The sequence below is a fragment of the Photobacterium damselae genome, from assembly GCF_003026815.1.
Taxonomy (GTDB): domain Bacteria; phylum Pseudomonadota; class Gammaproteobacteria; order Enterobacterales; family Vibrionaceae; genus Photobacterium; species Photobacterium damselae.
Map to the genome: position 1 here is coordinate 17,057 of NZ_PYOG01000017.1, position 20,965 is coordinate 38,021.

Genomic DNA, 20,965 nt, shown 5'->3' on the forward strand with positions numbered 1-20,965 from the left:
AAGATGCGAATTCGAAGTGTTAGTATAAACTCAATTCAAGGAAAAACATTGGGTTATTGTGATAATTTTATTCGTTATGATAAAAAGAAACCCTTTGATAAGGATATTATCAAAGGGTTTTCTCAATACCATTGCTCAATAAAGAAAATTAGTTTTTCTTAGTGTAAGCTGCAATGATTACCATCTGAACACCATCTGCACGACCTTGGATGTGTAGAGGGTTGTCAGTTAGGCTGATATTACGTACTGCTGTACCACGCTTAATTACCATGCTAGAACCTTTAACTGGAAGGTCTTTGATGATAGTTACAGTATCGCCTGCTTGTAGAGCTGCGCCGTTGCTGTCTAGTGTTGGTACTGCTGCTTCTGCTTCTGCAACTAGACCTTTTTCTGCCCACTCACGAACATCGTCTTCTAGATACATCATATCAACTAGGTCCATTGCCCAGTCAGTTGTTGTAGAAAGACGCTTAAGCTGACGGTAAGCCATAACTTGAACTGCTGGAACTTGGCTCCACATGCTGTCATTTAGACAACGCCAGTGGTTTTCATCCGTTGCTTCTGGGTTTTCGATTTGAGTGCTACATGTGTCACACAGGTATACACAGCAGCCAGCGCTTTTGTCTGCAGATGCTGCAACGTTGTGTACATGTAAGTTGTCTTCAGAAGAACATAGTTCACACTTGTTGCCGCTACGGTCTTTTAGAGCTTGTTCAATAGTCATGGGATTCGATATCCAAAATAATAATGAATAATGATTGTTCGTATATTATGCGCCTCAAATTCTCATATGAAAAGAAAAGTCGGTTGAGATCACAAAATTTATCGTATTCTAGACTGTTTAATATCCAATTTTGCTGTTTAAATAGCAATGATTCTTATTATTTGATTAAAAATTGACTGATTTATTTAGAGGGAGTCTTAAATTCATGTTCAAGCTCTAGAGCAAAGTATGAATGAGTCTTTCTCTTTAATTTAAATCTACTCTATTTTTATATGCTGAATTATTACTGTTGTAGATGAAATTATTCTCGTCGTATCTCGCAGCGTAAAGTTACTAAGATATACATCTTATTTTGGGGAGCTAGTCGAAAAAAATGGGATCAAAATATCGTTGTATTCTTATGCTGTTTACAATGCATTAAATTGATAACAACAAGGATTTAGCTGTGAAAGGATTTCAAAAAATAGCACTTGGAACTGCATTAATATTGGGTGTGTTATCACCTCTTACTCAAGTTTATGCTATGAAGGTTGCTCCTAAAATAATAGGAGGTGATGACGTGAACTTCTCTCCTAATGAAAATATGATGGTTTCATTACGAGCAAATGAAGTGGATGAAATGCCATTTTGTGGCGGAACTATTATTGGGGAGCAGTGGCTTTTGACAGCTGCTCATTGTGTTGTACTTGGTTCTGGTGATGGGTTATTTGTTATTAAACCCTCCCAATTAACCATAACAGCCGGAATTACGGATAATAGCGATGCAAACGTTGAAAATATGTATGTTGCAACACATGTAGTTGTACATCCAGATTATACACAAGATGCTAAAGTTAAAGTCGACAATCAGGGAAACATTGAGTTAATTCATTCAGCTTTAAATAATGACTTGGCTTTAATTAGAGTCGATAATAAATTTACTGATCTTGGTATGAGTGTTTTAGCTAATGATGAGCTGGCAAATGAGACTGATGTACTATTATCGACCCAATGGGATGATCATGACCGACCTAAAAATGTCCGTATTTTGGGATGGGGCGCGACCTTACCTGATGGTAGTTCTCCTTCAGATAGTCTAAAACAAGCCACACTTTCATTCCTCCCTATTGCTGATTGTTTTGTACGTATTGAAAATGGTAGTTCTCCTGCATTAGTTATTGATAGTCCAACAAATAGAACAAAAATTTGTACTTTACCCCCAGAAAAAATTGCTCAAAGTCTTAGCGTGGGCGTAGACAGTTGTTTTGGGGATAGTGGCGGTCCATTATTTACTCAAACCGTTGAGGGTCAAACTATTCAAATTGGTATTGTGAGCGGTTCTACTGTTGGATCTCCTGCTTGTGGATCACTATCGCGTCCAACATTCTATACTCGTATTGGAACTTATTATGATTGGATCACAGAAACGATAAAAAAGACACCTCAAAAACCGATCACTTACCCTAATATCATCAAAGATCCTGATAGTGATGGAGATAATGGTGGCGGAACAGGGGAAATACCTTGTAACGACAGTATTTCTCCTAATAACTGTGCATTAGTCGGTAAAGATAGTGGAGGTAGTATGGGCTGGTGGAGTTTATTTTTACTGGGTGGATTATTCTGGAAGCGTAATAAAGAGCACAATTCGATGCCAAATTATCAGTCATAAGATGCATTAGCGCCAAAATTATTAAAGCCTGCATAATCTTATTAATAAAAGAACGCAGGCTTAATTTTTGTTTGTTAAGTGTGTTTTACGTTAGCGCTTGAAGCTAATATTTTCTGTTTTATCTAAACAAATTTCTGTTTTTGCTGGTTGGGTTTGAGCAATAATGCGGCCAGAGCGAATGGAATAGCGCACAGGAACTTGGCGGCGTACTGCATCAAAACCATTTTCAGCAGGAAGGACAAGTAAGTTACCTGGTTTACCGAGATTAATACCGTAGTGATCTTGTATATTTAAGGTTTTAGCAGAGTGAGTACTAATCAAATTAAGCGATTGATTAATTTGCTCATATCCCATGATTTGACATACATGAAGTCCCATATGAAGGACTTGCAGCATATTGGCGGTACCTAGAGGATACCATGGATCAAATACATCATCATGGCCAAAACAAACATTAATATCAGCACCTAGCATCTCTTTGACACGCGTGATACCGCGACGTTTTGGATAATCATCAAAGCGACCTTGTAGATGAATATTCACTAATGGGTTGGCAACAAAACTGATCCCTGACATTTTTAGCAGTCGGAATAATCGAGAAGCATAGGCACCATTATAAGAGTGCATCGCCGTGGTATGGCTTGCTGTTACCTTATGACCCATTTCATATTTGTGTGCTAGTGCTGCAACAGTTTCAACAAAACGAGATTGTTCATCATCTATTTCATCACAGTGAACATCGATTAATCGGTTGTATTTGCGAGCTAATTCAAAAACATAGTGAAGGGATTCAATGCCATACTCTCGAGTAAATTCGAAATGAGGGATTGCACCAATAACATCAGCTCCTAATTCAACGGCTTGTTCTAGTAACTCTTTACCGTTGGGATAAGATAGGATGCCTTCTTGAGGGAAAGCTACAATTTGAATATCGACCCAAGGACGCATTTCTTCACGCACTTCTATCATTGCTTTTAATGCTGTTAGCGTTGGATCCGACACATCAACATGAGTTCTAACATGTTGAATACCATTTGCAATTTGCCATTTTAAAGTCTGTTTAGCGCGAGATTTAACATCCTCAATAGAAAGTAACGCTTTTCGTTCAGCCCAGCGCTCAATACCTTCAAATAGAGTACCTGAAATATTCCAGTTTGGTTCGCCAGCCGTTTGAGTTGTATCTAAGTGGATATGAGGCTCACAAAAAGGAGCCATAGCCATCCCTTTCTCGCCATCAATTACTTGCGTATTTTCAGGGTAAGACAATGCAGCCGCCATAGGCTCAATCGCCGTAAATTTGCCATCATGGATCAATATTTGATACAGGCCTTCCTTGCCTTGTAGTGTCACGTTTGTAATCAGCATATTTGAAGAGTGCATCATAAGGATCCTTATGCAGTAACAGGTTGAAATTGTGTATTACGATTAATAATTGGGTTCAGAATGAGATAACTAATAGCGCCACCGAGAACTGCATTGATTGGAACAATCCCAGGAATGAAATGCCCACAAGCAACACCAATCGCAACGCCGATAATAGCGGCCCAATTTACTGTTTGGAATTTTGCATTGGCAAAGTCGTGATAGCGATGACGGTTTTTAAGAAAATCAGCAATGATGATGCCACCAATTGGCGGGATTGCTGCGGATAAGAAGGTTAGCCAGCCAACAAAATGGTTATAAAGCCACAGGGCGCATAAAGTACCGATTATGCCATTAATTACAGAGAGATGCTTACTCGGTAGTTTTGTGATATTTGAAAAGCCTAGACCTGAAGCATAAAGCGCATTGTCATTTGTGGTCCAGATATTAAGACCTAAAACAATAATTGCAGGAATTAATAAACCTTGAGCAATCATTACTTCAGAGATATCAGACTGCCCTGTTACAGCGCCACCTGCGGCGCCAAAAATAAACATCAGAGAGTTACCCAAAAAGAAAGCAATCATTGTGATGACAACGGCCATAATAGGTTTACGGCCAAAGCGTACAAAGTCAGCGGTTAGAGTACCAGCAGAGACAAATGAACCAACGACGAGAACAAGTGCAGTTGAAAATTCCAATGGCGTTTCTGGGGAAATTAATTTTAATTGCTCTACACCACCAATACTGTTTACCGCTTCAATGACAGAATACCCACCGAGTAATGCAATCGCAGGGACTGCGATCGCTGATAAAATCATAAGAGCGGCGATTCCAAAGTAAACCGTTGCTGTCATTAATAGTCCGGAAACAAGAATCAGAATATTGGTATCAATTCCCGTTGCTTTATGGACTGGGATTGCGAACATGGCTACGCCAACCCCAAACCAACCAACTTGAGTACCACCAAGAAGAGAAGAGGGAAGCCAAGAACCTTTTAAACCGAAAGAAAAACGAGCAAGAAGATGGGTGGAGAGACCAGTTGAAGCGCCAATGTAGCCGAGAAAAGAAGTGTAAATACCAAGAATTAAATTACCAATAGCCACTGCGAGGAAAAAATCATGATAGGAGAGTCCCGTCCCTAGAGTTCCTCCTGTCCACATACTAGCAGAAAAAAATGTCAACCCTAGCATTACCATTGTGAGCGAGAGTGCCCCTTTTCGTGCCGACAGAGGTACCGGACCTAAACTGTAGTTATTGTCGCTTGCCATATCTAATCATCCTTTAGGAAATAGCTAAATTTCACACAAACGGCGCGTATTTTATGGATGAAAATCTAAAGATCAATAACGAATTTTAAAAAATGAACAGAAAAGTACATTTTTGTTTTTATCATTATGATTTAATTATACTTTTATTTTGATTGTTTTTATTTTTTATTGTTATGCAAACGATTTCTATTGTAAGGTTTGTGAATGTATTCAATTTTCTATGCGGTATTTTATATTCTAAATTAGAATTTTGTGGTGTTTTTAAATTATGACGTTAATTGGGATAAGATAGGATCTTTGCTTAAAGTTATCCACAGATATCGATTATCCACAAAACTTGTTAATAAGTCTGTGGGAAAGGCTGAAAGACCAGATTTCTTGCCGACTCTGATAAAGTCAATAGATATTTTTACAAAACGATGACTAATATAATAGAGGTTGATTTAGTTCAATATTCACTTCTGTTTCATGATTAATAGATAAATTGTGGGATCGTATTCACAGTAAAAATGCCAATGGAAAAATAGAGCATATTCTTTATATATCAGATATTTATAAGAAATGTATTGAGAATATTTATGCCACGATTATTCATATATGAATTTAATCATTATTCAAATTAATTGGAGCTTTGTTTGCCGTGAAAAGGCTCTGTGAATTATTCTCGATATCACTTAAATAGATTTAAACTGCTTATGTTTTATACGCCTGTAGTTGCTGTAGATTAGTGGATTGTGAATAAAAATTACTCACTTTTACTGTAAGTGTGGAAAAAATAGTAGCTTTAAGGCTTCATCATAAATTTTTGAGGTTATTGATTGCGGCTTTCTATTTATGAATTAGAATGAGAATGTTTTTTATTCTCTTGAGTGTTTTTGTAGTGTCCCAAATAGTTGTAGTTGATGACGATATTCTCTTGTGTTCTCTATTAACAGAGGTTCTCTCTGATGAAGGGTACGATGTAGAGAGTTTTCATTCTGGTGAAGATGCGCTTAATTATATGCAAGACCATTCTGTTGATTTAGTTTTACTTGATGTGATGCTACCTAAGCTGAATGGTATGCAAGTGGCTCGCCGTATCTGTCAACGTTTTGCAACGCCTATTTTAATGTTAACCGCTTTAAACGACGAAAGCTCTATGTTAGATGGGTTGCAAGCTGGAGCTGATCAATTTTTAGCTAAGCCATTTAAAGTTCCTGAGTTACTTGCACGGATAACTACGATTTTAAGACGGGTTGGTTTAGAGCGGCAACGCAACTTACTGGTACAAAAAGATAATACCGAGCTATTTAAACAGTTTGCGCGTATCCCTTTAACTACGACAGAGTCAGAACTGTTAGATTACTTGGTTAAGCGTCCTGATATAGTGATATCAAAATCTGAATTACAAAAAGAAGTGCTTAAAAAAGATCTTTGTCCATTTGATCGTAATCTTGATATGCATATTAGTAATATCCGCCGTAAAATGGTGAAACTGGGTTTGTCAAAGCAACATATCAAAACGGTTAGAGGAAAAGGGTACAGTTTTATTGAGAGAGTATAAAAGTATAAAGGCACCGTGAGAGTGCCTTTATAAAAGTATGGGAGATAGTTGAAATTTACTTCATCACTGATTGTAGAAAGTTAAAGTTCATTTGCCCTAATTTTTCAGTGTGAAATACAATTTCTTTAAGATTTGGGTTCAATTCATAAAACAGCGGCTGGTCACGGTTTTCTGCATAGTTATGAACAAGATAGCCTTTACCACTTGGGTATTCCATATTCCAAAGCTGGCTTTCTGCTACATGACTTACCGCGATAAATTCACCAATGTATGAAATTTGATTTGATCTCACTGTAAAATGAATATTTAAATCATCTTGATTTGTCGAGATAAAGCTACGGTTACCGTCAGAACCTTCAATGGTAACTTTGCTAATGTCGTATTCACCTTCGGGAAGAAGTAGGGTAAAAAGTTGTCCCGTTTGAGCCGGCGTTGCAAAGTCATGCTGTTTATTATCATTGGTTAATAAAATTGGCTCCCCTTTACTTCCATCTGGCAACAATTTGCGTAACTCAATGGTTGTTTTTAGGTTTTCTCCTGTTTGTGGCCAGATTGCACTTGCACCTATGACCCCGACAAGATAGCCGCGAGCTGTGGAAACTTCTGTATAAGAGTCTGGAACGGAAACTTTCATTCCAGAAGCGCAGCCGTAAAGTAGTAGGCTGAAAAAAAGTACTAATAATTTCATTTATGACTTTCCTTGTTAAGCATTGGTAACTTAGCAATGCTTAATCATTATATGAGCGGTTTGCTGGTTCGTAAAGAGGATGCTTATATGGAATAATTAAAATGTGTTTATTTGTAAGATACTAATTTAACGATAAAAAATTTAGCTATAGTGAATATTTCTTTTATGAATCGAGTTCTTTCGCGTTATCAGCACTCTCTAGCGGTCAAACTTTTTAGTTATTTTGCGATCATATTAATAGTTATTTTGGGTTTACAAAACCTTGCGGAGATAGCTCTGGTTCGTTCAATGCTGCAAATTCCAACTCATGTTCAGGTTGATATGAGAAATTTGGCTCATCAAGCGAAATCCTTGGTTGAGTTAGGTAATAAAGAGGTCTTAACGGATTGGGAAGAACAACAGAAATATTACTTATTTGTGGTAGATCAACAGCATAATGAGCTATCAAATCGTGTTATGCATCCTCATTTTAAATTCAAACTACAGTTCACTCGCCCATTAAATACCATTCTTGATAGTCAAGTTAGCCAGCCTATTATTAGTATTCCGTTGCCTAAAGTTCAGGCAACTTTAATGGTACAATTACCTTATCAACAGCATCCTGCAAAAAACTTTTCGTTCTATTTTGGACTGATCCAAATTGTGATTGCTGTTTTAATCTTATTACTCTTCTCCGTACTCATTGCTCGATATTTACAAAGACCATTAACAACACTTCAGCTTGCTTCAAGAAAGCTTGCCGATGGTGATTTTTCGGTACGTGTAACGAAAGAGGTCGGTGATAATGTCTTAGAATTTAAAGCGCTTGCTCAAGATCTCGATATTATGGCATCTAATATTCAACTATTAGCGAAAAAGCAAAAGAGATTGATTCGTGATGTATCCCATGAATTGAAAACGCCATTAGCACGGCACGATTTGGCTTTACATTTATTACGTCGCAGAACTCAAGATCAAAATAAAGAGTTACTCGATCAACTAGAGCAACAGTCAGATCAAATGAATACATTGGTCAATGAAATTATTGAATTTTGTCGAATTGATAATGCTAAGTACTCAACACAATTGATGCCAATCCAGATTGATAGTATTTGCCAGATCCAATTCGAAGAAAGCCAACGACATCTAGGCCTGAATCAGTCGTTAAATCTCCATTTAGTTGATAGCTTTCCTATGGTAATGGCAGAAAGTCGTTTAGCTTTGCGTGCAATCAAAAATATTATTGAGAATGCCGTAAAATATGCTGGGAGTATGGCTGTCATTGATGTTTCAACTTGCCTACTTATCTATCAAGGTCGTTCTTATGCTGCTGTTGTAATTGAAGATAATGGGGTAGGAATCCCTTCGTCTCAGTTAAAACGTATTTTTGATCCCTTTACTCGTCTGGAAGATTCTCGAGATAAACAATCGGGCGGTTATGGTTTAGGACTTGCGATTGTAAAAGAAGCCATGACGGTTATGAAAGGGGAGGTAATAGCAGAAAATCGTCGTAGTGGTGGACTTCGAATATCTCTTCTCTTTCCAATAGTTGAGTAACGGGTAGGACGATTACTTATTGAGTTTCTCTGTATATCTTTACGAATGCAAAGAATGTAAATTAGAGTGAAAATAAGAATGCTTATCACTTATATTCCAACTCCGGTTCGCTGGTAGCAGCATTACGATACTCATAAACACTTGGTTTATTGCTATAAATATTTCTAATGCTGAGTGTTTGGTTAAATATCTGGAGATAACGGAATATGTTTTCTAAAAGTCAGTTGGCTTTACTTATTGGTGCAACTCTTGCCGCTCCTGTTTCATTTGCACAAAATGTAGAAGCAGATGAGCATATGGTGGTTACGGGACGTGATTACGGCTATAAAGCCGATACTAACTCAACGGCTATGCGCATGGAAATGACACAGCTAGAGACCCCTGGGCAAGTTGCAGTTATTGATGAAAAGCTAATTGATGAACAGCGTGCAAGTACGCTAGGTGAGGTACTGCAAAATGATGCAAGTATTTCAGCTGGCGGTACAAGCCGTAACCGTGAACGTTTTTCTCTTCGTGGTTTTGAATTAGGCAGCAGTTCAGGCTTCTTACGTGATGGGCACCAGCACTGGTCTCATTACCGTCAACCAATTGAGTTACTTGAGCGTGTAGAAGTCATGAAGGGGCCAGCTGGGTTACTGTATGGAAAATCAGCACCTGGTGGCTTAGTGAACATGGTTTCTAAAAAGCCAACTCATGAAACACAAGTTAACTTTAGCCAAGATGTGGGTTCAAACAATCACACTCGTACTGTTGCTGATGTAAGTGGTTCTTTAAATGCAGACCAATCACTTCGTGGCCGTGTGGTATTAGCTAAAGAAGATTATGATTCATGGCGCCGTTATGGTGATGGCACCAAACCATCAACTGACCGCTTTGTTGGTGGCTTATTCCTAGATTACGATATTAATGATGATGTAACAGTTTCTGTTCATTATGATCGTACGGAAGATAAAGGAAGTGTTGACTCGGGCGCTTATGTTGTCGATGGCAAAGTTGTTCGTGGTGACAAATATATTTGGGATGCTCAGTGGTCAACTATTGATAACACCGTTCAAAACACGGGCATTGATGTTAAAGCACAATTAACTGACTCATGGGCTTTAAATACTGGTTTTAACCATCAAGATTTTAAACGCGTAGATGTAGAAAGTTACCCAAGCTTCAATGATTATGCATCAACGGGTAAAATCGTTCATAGTGGTAACGATCGTCATGATCATTGGGTATTTAATACGGCTTATTCCGATCTTGTTGGTGAATTAGATTTTCTTGGTACCCAGCATCAAGTACTAATTGGAGCAAACTGGTTAGGTTATTCATACGATCGAGCTCAATACTATTTTGATAAAGTCACGACAGAACCTGGTCAAACAGTACCGAAACCGGGTTATTCAGGAAAAACACGCAAATCTAATTCTGAGTACGATGCGTGGGGCTTCTATCTACAAGATATGATGACAATTAATGATTACTGGCAATTCTTAGCGGGTGTTCGTTTCGATCGTCAAACACAAGAAGGTAAGGCTGCTGAAGAGGCGATTTCACCTAAAGTTGCAGCAATTTTCCACCCTGCAGATAACGGTTCAATCTATCTGTCATATTCGGAGAGTTTTGAACCTCAAGGTGTTGTTTCATCTGATTATGTTAATGCAGGCGATAAGCTAGATCCTTTGCGTGGTAAGCAATATGAACTAGGAACTAAATGGGAATTATTAGACAGTCGCCTATATGTATCGGGTGCTGTGTTTAATATTACTCAAGAAAACTCTAAGATTGCGGTAGGTCCTAAAGATAACCAGACTCTAACTCAGGGTGGTGAACGAGTTCATAATGGCGCAGAGTTAGCATTACAAGGTAAAGTGACGGACAAGTTGAATGTAAATGCATCTGCAATGTACTTAGATGCAGAGTATACCAAAGACCAGAATTTTGAAGGTAATCGCCCTGCAGATGTTCCTGAGTTTGCTGCGAGTGTTTGGTCTACTTATAACGTGACGGATGCTACCGATGTAAACCTAGGTGTGATTTACGAAGGTTCTCGTTATGGAGATGCTGCAAATACATTTAAGAAGCCTGGTTATACTCGAGTTGATATGGGTGTATCTCATACCTACAAGTATGACGAAAAACTGGATATTATCGGTCGTTTGAATGTTGAAAATGTATTTGATACAGACTACTTAGCTGGTGGTGGTTCAACAAGCAGCAAATACCCAGGTGCTACTGGGGTTACTATCGGTGAAGGCCGTAACTTTATGGCAACAGTTGAGTTCAAATACTAATCAAAACTCAAATAAATGAGGGGAGGCGCGAGCTTCCCCTGATACTATTTTTCTTTTTATCTTTATCACATTTGTGACTTTTTATTTTTATATCGCATTGAACTAATAGATTGATGACAATGAAAAAGACATGTATTGCGCTACTGGTTTTAAGCGCATCGGGAACAGTGACTGCAAACAGTCTAGATACTGCCCGTTCAATTGAAAGTAAAACAAATGCAGCCTCTGCTGTGAGCCAAGATCGCATTGATAAAAGTGCTGATTCCGCACTAAACATGAAAGCTGAAATTGAGCGTTTAGAAGAAGAAACTAAGAATCTGGCTATTTATCACGATCATCTAGCTCGCTTAGTTGAGAACCAACAACAAGAAATGGTTCATATCAATCAGCAGATCAATGATATCAAAGAGACTCGACAAGGTATTGTGCCATTGATGTATCAGATGTTAGATGGTCTTGAGCAGGTCATTAAACAAGATAAACCAATTAAAGAAGAGCAACGTGTAGCTCGTCTGCATAAACTACAGGCAATGATGGATCAAGCAGATATCTCTGATGCTGAAAAGTTTCGTCGCTTGTTAGAAGCTTACCAAATTGAAATGGATTACGGTACAAAGTTGGCTACCTACCAAGCAAAAATCACGCTTTCAGATAATAAAATAATAGAAGCGAATATTTTGCATTTGGGTCGTTTAGTGTTAGTTGCTCGTAGCCTAGATGGCCAGCAGTATTGGTCTTGGAATGCCAAAAACAAGTCATGGCAAAGTGTCGATGGTGATCAAGCTGATAATATTGCTCAAGCTTATGCAATGGCGAATAAAGATATTACGCCGAATCTGCTGACATTGCCGATTTCTCCATCTCATTTATCACTGACTCAAGCCGCAGGAGCAACACAATGAAAGTAAAAACATTAGCGTTTGCGTTAAGTGTTGTGATGCCTTTGTGGACTGGTCATGTTTATGCCGATAGCTTGGTAAGTAAAGCTCAACAAGAACAAGCAGTGCAAACGGCTCATAACGCTGCTCGTGAGCAAGGTTTTCATCACACTGAAACAGGTATTAAAGCTCAACGTGATGCTCTGTTAGCTAAGCGAAAACAACTGCAAAATCAAACGGATAAGTTGAGTAAAAGCTTTAGCCAAAATGAAGAGCAGTTAGCTGAACTTGAAGAGAAATTACGATTAGAAACTGGCAGTTTAGGTGAACTTTTTGGTGTTGTACGTCAAGCAGCAAAGGATTTAAATCATGAGCTAGACAATTCTGTCACCAGCTTAGGGGCAAACCACGATGATAACGTCGTTGCTGATATTGTTGCGGCAAAATCGCTGCCATCTATGGCTCAGTTAACTGGGTTATGGCGCACTATGATTGGGCAAATTCAAGCTAGTGATGAAGTGGCTAAGGTCGAGATCCCTTATGTAAATGGGGCCGGTGAGTTAAATCAAGTTTCAGGTTTTCGCCTCGGTAGCTTTGGTTTAATCACTGATGAAGGTTACGTTAATTGGAATAGTGGTCGTGGTAATGCTGAAGCGTTTCCAATTCAACCTGAAAATGGTCCAACATCGGCCTCTTTTGAACATTTAAATCAGACTGGGATAATGGATATTGTTATTGATCCATCTCGTGGTGAGATGCTTGCACAATTAGCTAATGAACCGACATTAATGGATCGCTTAAAGGCGGGGGGAGTGGTTGGTCAAATTATTTTAGTTCTATTGGCAATTGGTGGTGGTATTGCGCTGTTCCGTGGTGCTAACTTGATTAAGATTCGTCAACAAATAAACCGCCAACTTAAAAATCCTGAACAACCTGGCAATAATCCTCTTGGTCGAATTTTGTCTGTTTACAATAAAGAGCAGAACCGAAGTGTTGAGGCCCTTGAGCTACGTTTAATGGAAACCATTATTGATGAGCAACAAGGGTTGGAAAAAGGTTTGTCTATGTTAAAGCTATTGGCTGCATTAGCACCCATGCTGGGATTACTGGGTACAGTCACGGGGATGATCGAAACATTCCAAGTGATCACTCAGTTTGGCAATGGCGACCCTAAAGTGATGGCTGGTGGTATTTCGATGGCGCTTGTTACTACCGTTTTAGGTCTTATTGCCGCAATGCCGCTGCTACTGGCTCATAATGTGTTGGGCACTCAGGCTGAAAATATTCGCAATATTTTAGAAAAACAAGGGATCAGTTTAGTGGCTGAACAGGCAGAAAAAGCGTGTTTTAAACCAAATACTCAATCTAAGGTGGCGGCTGCGTAATGTTTTCTAGTTTGATTGAAAACTGGTGGTATTCGCTCTCTCATTTTATGGATCAGGGGGGAGCCATTTTATGGTGGCTTGCAGCCGTTGTTGCGATTTATTGGTTGTTGGTTATTGAGCGCCTGCTGTATTTGACGTTGACATACCCAAAACAGAAAGCGAACTGGATTGCTCAATGGCAAGCACGCAGTGATCAAACATCTTGGTATGCGCATGTCATTCGTGAAGGTTGGTTAAATCAGGCACATCAAGCTTTAAACCAGAATTTAAACTTGATCAAAGTTTTAGTTTCTATTTGTCCTATGTTGGGATTAATGGGTACGGTAACGGGGATGATCTCCGTGTTTGATGTGATGGCCTCACTAGGCAGTAGTCAACCTAAACTGATGGCCTCTGGGATATCTTTAGCTACTCTTCCGACAATGGCGGGAATGGTAGCGGCTGTTGCAGGCATGTTTGTTCACTCTCGTTTATCTAAAGCATGTCACTGGCGAGAGCTTAAGTTAGAAAAATTATTAAGGAGTCAGCAATGAGGCTAACTCGACCTTCACGAAACCGTGAAGATGCTCAAATCGATCTTACATCCATGTTAGATATCGTATTTATCATGTTGATCTTCTTTATTGTAACCAGCTCGTTTGTGCGTGAATCAGGTGTCGAAGTTAACCGACCTCAGGCCAGTCATGCTGTAAGTCAGAAAGATGCGGGTATCTTTATTGCGATCACTTCGGCAAATGATATCTATATTGATAAACGTATTGTAGATACTGAACGAGTTCAGGCGACCATTGAGCATATGCTTGTTGACCAGCCGGATGCCTCCTTGGTTATCCAAGCTGATGAGCATGCCTATAATGGAACTGTAGTTAAAGTGATGGATGCGGCAAAAGGTGCTGGAGTGAAAAATATTGCACTGGCTGCTGAAAATAAGTGATGGTTAGGGGAGTAGGATGTTAAGAGTCTTAATGGCTTTTCCTTTAGCCATATTACTTGCGGGTGGCTTGTTTACATTTATGGCTTGGATGGTTGATAACGGCTCACGACAGGAGCCTGAATCAACCCCACCTTTATCGTTTAATATGGTTATGGTCGAGCAAGAATCCGAAGTTCAGCGTCGACAACGCGTTGTACCGCCTAAACCAGAGGCTCCAAAACCACCACCGCAAATCATGCCAAGTCAAAGTAAGCCGACGTCGGTATCAACATTGCCCGTTGCTTCTATTTCAGCACTTGGCTTAGATACTTCTATTTCAGGTATTGCAGTCTCGGCCCCTAAATTTGGCAAAATAGAGGGATCGGCGAATTTGGGGGCTGGAATTAATGTTGGTTCAAATCAACAAGCAATGCCTTTGTATCGTGTTGAACCTCGCTATCCAGCACGTGCACTAAAGCAAGGCGCGGAAGGTTATGTGGTTTTGCAATTTACTATTGATACCCAAGGTCGTCCCTCTGATATTAGTGTGGTAGAGGCTAAACCTCGCCGTTTATTTGAACGAGATGCAATGCGAGCACTTCGTAAATGGAAATATCAAGCGAAAGTGATTGATGGCCAAGCGGTTGAACAACCAAGGCAAACGGTAAAATTGGAGTTTAAAATAAATCAATGATGAAGATAAAAAAGCCATTAGTCTCTGTCTTATTATTGTCAGCTTCGATATTACCGTGCTGGGTACAGGCGGCACCTCAGTTGAGTCAAAGTGTGGCGGCTAAATTACAAAAAGCTAATACATTGATGCAAGAGGACAAACTAACTCAAGCGTCACAACTTCTAACTTCAATCGCAGTAGACAAAGCCTATGACAAAGCGTTTATTGCCCGTATGTTGGGAGTTGTATATTGGCAACAAGGTAAAGCCCAATCTGCAATTAAAGCGTTAACTCAAGCTGTTAACAGCGGTTTATTGAAAGATGAATATGGGTGGCAAACAGAGCGTATGCTTGCTGATTTATTATTATCTGAGCAACAATATAATAAAGCGCTACCTCATTACTATTCGCTGACCCAAGTAAAAGCTAAAGGTAATAAAACTGATGAGGTGTGGTTACGTATTGCCCAGTCTCATTATCAATTAAGCCAATGGTCAAAAGTATTAACTTCCATTAAACGATACGATAGTTATGGTAATAAAGATTCAGTGTCACCACTTTCTATTGCCCTGGGTGCTCAACTGCAGTTAAAAAAATACAATTTGGCTGTACCGACATTAAATCGACTGATCGCTTTAGAACCGAATAAAAACATTTGGTGGCAGCAATTAGCTAGTTTGCAGATTCGTATTGGAAAAACATCGGATGCATTAGATACTTTGGTATTAGCTCAATATCAAGGTATCCAGCTTTCTAATAATGAATTACTAACATTAGCACAGCTTTATGCTCAGCGCGGTATACCTGAGCGATCGGCGAAAATAATTGCAACGCTATCTGATGCAAACACACAGGAACGCCTAGTTGAGCAAGCCAATTATTGGCAAATGGCGCGTGAATGGGATAAAGCGATAACAGTATGGAAAAAAGCAGTATCACTCAATAGTAAATACCGCTGGCAGTTGGCTCAATTGCAATTACAGCAAGGGCAGTATCAGCAAGCACTCTCGCAGCTAAATCAAATCTCGAACTCAAAATATCAATCTCAAGTTGAATTAGCAAAAGTACGTGCTTATTACAAACTGGATAAGTTAGAAAAAGCAATTATACATGCGAAAATGGCGAATAACTTAAAACCGTCTCAAGAGGCGAAAGGATGGATCCAATATTTGAGTCAAATGCAGACAATGTCATAACAAGTTATAGTTTATAAGATTTAAGCAGCTAATAGGGTGACCTGTTTGCTGCTTTTTTATATCTTTTTAGGCTATTTAATTGGGTATATAATCTTTTCTTTTTTTAAGAGTCCAATTATGTTTGTTGGTCATATTGATAGATTTCCTGCGCAAAGTTATCTAGCCCCTAAACTACTTGCTGCAATGAAAACCGCGTTCTCTCGCATTCAAGATTTACCTGCTGATTTTTCATCGTCAGTTGAGATTGATGGTAAAGATTTTTTCTTTAATATTCAGCAAGAAACATGTACACCTGCAGAGCACAAATTGGCGGAAATACATCATAACTATGTGGATGTTCATTTAGTATTAGATGGGCAAGAGCAGATTGGTGTGTCATCACAGCCGCTCGAAATTACTGATGATAGTAAGAAAGAGTTTGATTTATATTTTGGTCCCTTGCAGGACGAAGATTTTATTACCTTAAAGCAAGGTGATTTTGCAATTTTCTTTCCTCATGAAATTCACAAGCCATTAAGTACTTATGGTGAACTAACAAGGGTAAAGAAAGCAATTATTAAGATCGCTATTGATATTTTGTAGCTGGTGCTATTTTTTATCAGTAATAGATCTATACCCAAATAAAGCAAATTTGGTATATCCCCTTAGCCATTTAGATAAGGGGATACTTCTATTAAATCTTATCGTAAATTTCTTGTTGAAGTTGTGCTGCTTTTGCAATGTCGTCAGCTGACATGTATTGTTTTACGTCTTTTATTTCAGAACTAGCATCATAGCCATTGTCTTCAGCGATATTATACCAAGCTAAAGCTGTTTTGAAATTGCTATATGTACCATGTCCATTTCGGTATGAGTAACCCACCATATACTGACTATATTCATTCCCTCGCATTGCACCCTGAGTGAAATAAGCTAAGGATTTTTTATAGTCTGTTTTTTTAAATCCACACTGGGCTTTATAGTCAGTATAGTAATAAATATCACCTAATTTTGCGTAGGAGCGGGCATGCTCATCGGTCTCTATTGCTTTTTCGAAAAATTGTATAGCACGAGCACAATCTTTTTTTACACCTTCGCCATTAAGATAGGCAATACCTAGGTTATACATCGCACTTGCATCACCTTGGTCTGCTGATTTTTGGAACCACTTTGCAGCTTCAGTAAAATCTTGTTTAACACCTTGGCCATCGTTGTATGAAAATGCTAATTGATACATTGCATCGCTATAGCCTAATTTAGCTGCCGCGAGATAGTACTCATTACCTTTTTCGTAATCTTGAGCTGTGCCTTCTCCATCAAAATACATAATGCCTAAGCTATAAAGTACGTAGGGGTCTTGGCTCGATTCTAACTGATGGTAAAGTTTGAGCGCTTTTGTATAGTCTTCTTCTTCGTAATAGTAATCAGCTAAAGTCAGTGTCGCTTTGGGATGATTATTTTCTGCTAATTGATTAAGGTATTTTATACCCTGCTCAATATTTTCTTGCATCATAGATTCGGACATCAAGATATTTGCCGCGTTATAAATAACTTCAGCATCTGTTGATGTTTCCGCTTTTTTTACCACAGCAAGATCTTCGGAAGTGTATTCTTCGTAGCTTAAATCATAGGCAAAAGCAGGAGTGGAAAGGAAAAGGGTTATACCTATAGATAATAGAGTTCGGCGATAATTCATTATAATAATTCCATTTTTATTTTGAGAGGGAATTATAACGATCTGTTTTATTTTTAAAACCTAATCAAATGAATGAATCATAAAGAATGTGATCACTGTACAACAATAAATCAGATAATAATATTTCATGCCGTCAAAGTTATTATTTAACGGCATGCATTTATTCTATAATTTACTCTTGCGTGAAACCCAAGCGACAAATAGACATGCTGGAATATTCATTAAAAGTCCATACATAAGGGGAACTGCTGCTAATTGTGGCTGATGCATAATACTAAGTGCCACCATCATTGCTGTTCCGGCATTTTGGACACCAACTTCTATTGCTATGGTTCGTTGTGCTTGTTGGGATACTTTTATTTTTCCAGCAATGAAATAAGCAAGAAATAGAGAACAGCTTGATAGCAATAAAACAGCGATCCCTTCGATACTGATAAAACGATCAAATATTTTTTGATTTGTTATAAGTAAGGCTAAAATAATGAGCAGCATTGCTATGGTTGATAATTTTTTAACCATTGGTTGAATCAGTTGAGATTGTTTGGGTAACCATTTGGTTATTATCATTCCTAGACTAATAGGTAAAACAGTAACAGCAATAAGTTGTTTTATAGCAAGGTCTATCGGTAATTGAAACTGCTCTAATTGAGAACCGTGTATGTCTAAATAAGTAATAAAGATTAAAGGCAGTAAAAAAGGGGAAAGTAAACTGATAACTGCGGTGAGTGTAATACTTAATGCGACATCTCCTTTGGCTATTAAGCTAAAGAGATTAGATGTTGCACCACCTGGACATAAGGAAACAAGAAACAGCCCGGCAGCTGCGGTTGATGACAGAGGTAATAGCTGAATAATCACGAGGGCCAAAGTCGGTAACATAAATATTTGTAAACACAAACCGATAATGGATGATTTTGGTTGTGTGATTACACGAGAAAAATCGGCACGTTTTAAACCAAGCCCCATACCGAGCATAACTATGGCTAAGGTAATAGGGAGTAAGACCTGAGTCACAATGTGTTGCATACATCTTCTCTTTGGTGATCATAAAAGCATGAATTGTAATGTAACATATTCTTTTGGTGAATGAATTTTATGGTGTTATTTGTATGCTTTTGTAAGAGGAAGAGTGATACAAATAAGCAGAGTACATCTATCACAGTTGTAAGAATGAAGGGTTGAGTTTTGTAAATCATGCTATATACAATCTTGAACCAAAATAGCAATAAGAATTAGGGACAAATCATGCCAACTATTCAATTTGCCCAAGGCGCTCTTACTTCTCAACATCAGGCTGAACTATCAGTTGGATTTGAATCGCACAGTGAAACACAATCTGCTCCGCCTTATCACAAAGAACAGGTCAATTGGACAGTTGAAAATGAACAAGGAAAGCTAGTCGCAGTGCTTACCGCCGATATTTTGTGGCAATGGTTATATGTCGATGAGCTCTGGGTTGATGAAAGCTGCCGTGGTACAGGAATGGGTAAACAATTAATGGCTAAAGCAGAAGCATATGCAAAAGAGCAACATCTTTCTGGTTTGTGGCTGTGGACCCAAAGTTGGCAAGCTCCAAAATTTTATCAAAGTTTAGGTTTTGAAGAGTTTACCCGTTTTGATAATTTTCCAACTGGTCATAGCCGTATTGGTTTAAGAAAATTTCTAACCGCTCAATAAGTTGTTTTTGAAAATTTACCCATCATCCATTATTTAAAATACTGATGGGCAGATAATTGTTTTAGTACATTATAATTTCAAGCAATACCGCCTTGAGTAAGATGTAAAGGATGCAGTAATTTGTTGAGTTCTTCTCGAGAGAGATCCGTTTCTTCTTCCGCTACATCAATAATTGGGCGGCTCTCTTTATAAGCTTTTTTGGCTATCTCAGCCGCTTTTAAATAGCCAATAATCGGATTTAAGGCTGTGACTAAAATAGGATTGCGAGTAAGAGCCTGACTGAGATTATCTTCACGGATCGCAAAGGTTCTGATCGCTTTAGTCGCTAAAAGAGCCGAGGTATTAGCTAATAATTCGATGCTTTGACAAATATTTAAAGCAATCACAGGTAGCATAACATTCAGTTGGAAGTTACCAGATTGACCTGCCACAGTGATGGTTGCATCATTACCTATAACTTGTGCTGCAACCATAGCGGTTGACTCCGGTATCACTGGATTGACTTTACCAGGCATGATTGATGAACCTGGTTGTAACCCTTCAAGTTCAATTTCTCCTAAACCCGCAAGAGGGCCTGAATTCATCCAACGTAAATCATTCGATATTTTCAATAGGGCAACTGCTGCGGTTTTCATTTGGCCCGATAAGCTAACAATGGCATCTTGGCTGCTGAGATTGTAATAAAAATTATCACTTGCGGTAAAAGGTATCTCGGTTGCAACTGATAAGTTATTTGCAAATAGAACAGCAAACTGAGGATGAGCGTTGATCCCAGTTCCTACTGCTGTTCCTCCTTGTGCAAGTTGAGTCACATTTGCAAGAGATTGAGCGATACCAATTTTAGCTCGTTCAATTTGAGCCTGCCATCCGCCTAGTTCTTGAGCAAACGTAATTGGCATGGCATCCATTAAATGTGTACGACCTGTTTTAACAATATGTCCAATCGCTTTCTTTTTTGCTTCAAGCTCTGCACTTAATTGCTCTAAGGCTGGAAAAAGAAGGGTATAACACCCTAGAGCAGAACTGACTTGAATCGCTGTTGGAATCACATCATTACTGCTTTGTCCCATATTAACGTGATCATTTGGGCTAACTGATACTCCCAGTTTTTGGGATGCTAAGGTTGCAATAACCTCGTTGGCATTCATATTGGTGCTAGTACCAGATCCCGTTTGGAATACATCGATAGGGAATTGATCTAGATGCTCTCCGTCAATAATTTCTTGGCAACTAGAAATAATGGCATGAGCAATATCGTGATCAAGCAATTCTAAATTCAAATTACTGCGAGCTGCAGCTTGTTTGATATATGCGAGTGCTTTAATGAACAGAACGGGCATAACCAAACCACTAACAGGAAAATTATCAACAGCACGTTGAGTTTGTGCTTGGTACAGTGCGGTAGATGGCACTTTTATTTCACCCATGCTGTCTTTTTCTATTCGAAAATCACCCATCGTCATTCAGTCCTTATCTCAGTACTTTATTTTGATAATAATTATCATTTATAT

General features: G+C 38.7%; 19 protein-coding genes. 12 read left to right on the forward strand and 7 right to left on the reverse strand.

Going from position 1 to position 20,965, the window contains the following annotated elements; all coding sequences use genetic code 11:
- Positions 1–148 precede the first annotated feature (148 nt).
- Positions 149–724: a PhnA domain-containing protein gene (locus CTN07_RS14455; RefSeq protein ID WP_005305389.1), complete on the reverse strand. Its 576-nt coding sequence runs from the start codon at positions 722–724 to the stop codon at positions 149–151.
- 445 nt (positions 725–1,169) lie between these two features.
- Between CTN07_RS14455 and CTN07_RS14460 the strand changes: the two genes are divergently transcribed.
- Complete coding sequence (locus tag CTN07_RS14460; RefSeq protein WP_005305387.1) at positions 1,170–2,375, forward strand: trypsin-like serine protease; 1,206 nt, start codon at positions 1,170–1,172, stop codon at positions 2,373–2,375.
- Between the two features lie 90 nt (positions 2,376–2,465).
- On the opposite strand, the gene CTN07_RS14465 is transcribed toward CTN07_RS14460, so the two are convergent.
- Complete coding sequence (locus tag CTN07_RS14465; protein WP_036765741.1) at positions 2,466–3,755, reverse strand: cytosine deaminase; 1,290 nt, start codon at positions 3,753–3,755, stop codon at positions 2,466–2,468.
- An 11-nt stretch (positions 3,756–3,766) separates the two neighbouring features.
- The gene (gene codB / locus CTN07_RS14470; RefSeq protein WP_005305380.1) at positions 3,767–5,008 is read right to left on the reverse strand and encodes a cytosine permease; all 1,242 of its coding nucleotides are present in this window, start codon (positions 5,006–5,008) and stop codon (positions 3,767–3,769) included.
- Positions 5,009–5,888: 880 nt separating this feature from the next.
- Here codB and CTN07_RS14475 point away from each other — a divergent pair.
- Positions 5,889–6,551, forward strand: a complete 663-nt coding sequence (locus CTN07_RS14475) for a response regulator transcription factor (protein WP_036766036.1) — start codon at positions 5,889–5,891, stop codon at positions 6,549–6,551.
- Between the two features lie 55 nt (positions 6,552–6,606).
- Here the strand turns inward: CTN07_RS14475 and CTN07_RS14480 are convergent, their stop codons facing one another.
- The gene (locus CTN07_RS14480) at positions 6,607–7,239 is read right to left on the reverse strand and encodes a hypothetical protein (protein ID WP_005305375.1); all 633 of its coding nucleotides are present in this window, start codon (positions 7,237–7,239) and stop codon (positions 6,607–6,609) included.
- A gap of 165 nt (positions 7,240–7,404) precedes the next feature.
- Between CTN07_RS14480 and CTN07_RS14485 the strand changes: the two genes are divergently transcribed.
- The 9 genes from CTN07_RS14485 (at position 7,405) to CTN07_RS14525 (ending at position 16,684) form a co-directional block, all read left to right on the forward strand.
- Positions 7,405–8,775 (forward strand): histidine kinase sensor domain-containing protein, encoded by a 1,371-nt coding sequence (locus CTN07_RS14485; protein WP_005305373.1) that lies wholly within the window; start codon positions 7,405–7,407, stop codon positions 8,773–8,775.
- A gap of 206 nt (positions 8,776–8,981) precedes the next feature.
- Positions 8,982–11,057, forward strand: a complete 2,076-nt coding sequence (locus CTN07_RS14490; protein ID WP_005305370.1) for a TonB-dependent siderophore receptor — start codon at positions 8,982–8,984, stop codon at positions 11,055–11,057.
- A 113-nt stretch (positions 11,058–11,170) separates the two neighbouring features.
- A complete protein-coding gene (locus tag CTN07_RS14495; RefSeq protein ID WP_036765739.1) occupies positions 11,171–11,959 on the forward strand; it encodes a DUF3450 domain-containing protein in 789 nt (262 codons plus the stop codon).
- Positions 11,956–13,320, forward strand: a complete 1,365-nt coding sequence (locus CTN07_RS14500; RefSeq protein ID WP_005305364.1) for a MotA/TolQ/ExbB proton channel family protein — start codon at positions 11,956–11,958, stop codon at positions 13,318–13,320. Before CTN07_RS14495 ends, CTN07_RS14500 begins: the two co-directional genes overlap by 4 nt.
- Positions 13,320–13,853, forward strand: a complete 534-nt coding sequence (locus CTN07_RS14505; RefSeq protein WP_036765736.1) for a MotA/TolQ/ExbB proton channel family protein — start codon at positions 13,320–13,322, stop codon at positions 13,851–13,853. The genes CTN07_RS14500 and CTN07_RS14505 overlap by 1 nt, the downstream gene beginning before the upstream one ends.
- Positions 13,850–14,254, forward strand: coding sequence for an ExbD/TolR family protein (locus tag CTN07_RS14510; protein ID WP_036765733.1), 405 nt, complete (start codon positions 13,850–13,852; stop codon positions 14,252–14,254). The genes CTN07_RS14505 and CTN07_RS14510 overlap by 4 nt, the downstream gene beginning before the upstream one ends.
- A 16-nt stretch (positions 14,255–14,270) precedes the next feature.
- A complete protein-coding gene (locus tag CTN07_RS14515; protein ID WP_005305358.1) occupies positions 14,271–14,927 on the forward strand; it encodes an energy transducer TonB in 657 nt (218 codons plus the stop codon).
- Positions 14,924–16,102 carry a tetratricopeptide repeat protein gene (locus CTN07_RS14520; RefSeq protein ID WP_005305354.1) on the forward strand — a complete coding sequence of 393 codons (1,179 nt, stop codon included), beginning with the start codon at positions 14,924–14,926 and terminating at the stop codon, positions 16,100–16,102. Before CTN07_RS14515 ends, CTN07_RS14520 begins: the two co-directional genes overlap by 4 nt.
- A 117-nt stretch (positions 16,103–16,219) precedes the next feature.
- Positions 16,220–16,684: a NanQ anomerase/TabA/YiaL family protein gene (locus CTN07_RS14525; RefSeq protein ID WP_036765731.1), complete on the forward strand. Its 465-nt coding sequence runs from the start codon at positions 16,220–16,222 to the stop codon at positions 16,682–16,684.
- Between the two features lie 91 nt (positions 16,685–16,775).
- On the opposite strand, the gene CTN07_RS14530 is transcribed toward CTN07_RS14525, so the two are convergent.
- Together CTN07_RS14530 and CTN07_RS14535 are read right to left on the reverse strand one after the other, a co-directional pair.
- Positions 16,776–17,777 (reverse strand): tetratricopeptide repeat protein, encoded by a 1,002-nt coding sequence (locus CTN07_RS14530; RefSeq protein WP_005305349.1) that lies wholly within the window; start codon positions 17,775–17,777, stop codon positions 16,776–16,778.
- Between the two features lie 165 nt (positions 17,778–17,942).
- Positions 17,943–18,803, reverse strand: coding sequence for a bile acid:sodium symporter family protein (locus CTN07_RS14535; protein ID WP_005305347.1), 861 nt, complete (start codon positions 18,801–18,803; stop codon positions 17,943–17,945).
- Between the two features lie 219 nt (positions 18,804–19,022).
- Here CTN07_RS14535 and CTN07_RS14540 point away from each other — a divergent pair, with 219 nt between their 5' ends.
- On the forward strand, positions 19,023–19,454 hold the full coding sequence (locus CTN07_RS14540; protein WP_036765729.1) for a GNAT family N-acetyltransferase: 432 nt from the start codon (positions 19,023–19,025) through the stop codon (positions 19,452–19,454).
- Positions 19,455–19,531: 77 nt separating this feature from the next.
- Here CTN07_RS14540 and CTN07_RS14545 read toward each other — a convergent pair whose 3' ends face one another.
- Complete coding sequence (locus CTN07_RS14545) at positions 19,532–20,911, reverse strand: class II fumarate hydratase (RefSeq protein WP_005305344.1); 1,380 nt, start codon at positions 20,909–20,911, stop codon at positions 19,532–19,534.
- Positions 20,912–20,965: the final 54 nt, after the last annotated feature.

Bases quoted from the DNA above. Each gene is read 5' to 3' on its own strand.
- CTN07_RS14520 (WP_005305354.1), top strand. From the start codon at position 14,924: ATGATGAAGATAAAAAAGCCATTAGTCTCTGTCTTATTATTGTCAGCT.
- CTN07_RS14545 (WP_005305344.1), bottom strand. From the start codon at position 20,911: ATGGGTGATTTTCGAATAGAAAAAGACAGCATGGGTGAAATAAAAGTG.
- CTN07_RS14540 (WP_036765729.1), top strand. From the start codon at position 19,023: ATGCCAACTATTCAATTTGCCCAAGGCGCTCTTACTTCTCAACATCAG.
- CTN07_RS14525 (WP_036765731.1), top strand. From the start codon at position 16,220: ATGTTTGTTGGTCATATTGATAGATTTCCTGCGCAAAGTTATCTAGCC.
- CTN07_RS14535 (WP_005305347.1), bottom strand. From the start codon at position 18,803: ATGCAACACATTGTGACTCAGGTCTTACTCCCTATTACCTTAGCCATA.
- CTN07_RS14505 (WP_036765736.1), top strand. From the start codon at position 13,320: ATGTTTTCTAGTTTGATTGAAAACTGGTGGTATTCGCTCTCTCATTTT.
- CTN07_RS14465 (WP_036765741.1), bottom strand. From the start codon at position 3,755: ATGCACTCTTCAAATATGCTGATTACAAACGTGACACTACAAGGCAAG.
- CTN07_RS14455 (WP_005305389.1), bottom strand. From the start codon at position 724: ATGACTATTGAACAAGCTCTAAAAGACCGTAGCGGCAACAAGTGTGAA.
- CTN07_RS14515 (WP_005305358.1), top strand. From the start codon at position 14,271: ATGTTAAGAGTCTTAATGGCTTTTCCTTTAGCCATATTACTTGCGGGT.
- CTN07_RS14510 (WP_036765733.1), top strand. From the start codon at position 13,850: ATGAGGCTAACTCGACCTTCACGAAACCGTGAAGATGCTCAAATCGAT.
- CTN07_RS14490 (WP_005305370.1), top strand. From the start codon at position 8,982: ATGTTTTCTAAAAGTCAGTTGGCTTTACTTATTGGTGCAACTCTTGCC.
- CTN07_RS14530 (WP_005305349.1), bottom strand. From the start codon at position 17,777: ATGAATTATCGCCGAACTCTATTATCTATAGGTATAACCCTTTTCCTT.
- CTN07_RS14495 (WP_036765739.1), top strand. From the start codon at position 11,171: ATGACAATGAAAAAGACATGTATTGCGCTACTGGTTTTAAGCGCATCG.
- codB (WP_005305380.1), bottom strand. From the start codon at position 5,008: ATGGCAAGCGACAATAACTACAGTTTAGGTCCGGTACCTCTGTCGGCA.
- CTN07_RS14480 (WP_005305375.1), bottom strand. From the start codon at position 7,239: ATGAAATTATTAGTACTTTTTTTCAGCCTACTACTTTACGGCTGCGCT.
- CTN07_RS14500 (WP_005305364.1), top strand. From the start codon at position 11,956: ATGAAAGTAAAAACATTAGCGTTTGCGTTAAGTGTTGTGATGCCTTTG.
- CTN07_RS14485 (WP_005305373.1), top strand. From the start codon at position 7,405: ATGAATCGAGTTCTTTCGCGTTATCAGCACTCTCTAGCGGTCAAACTT.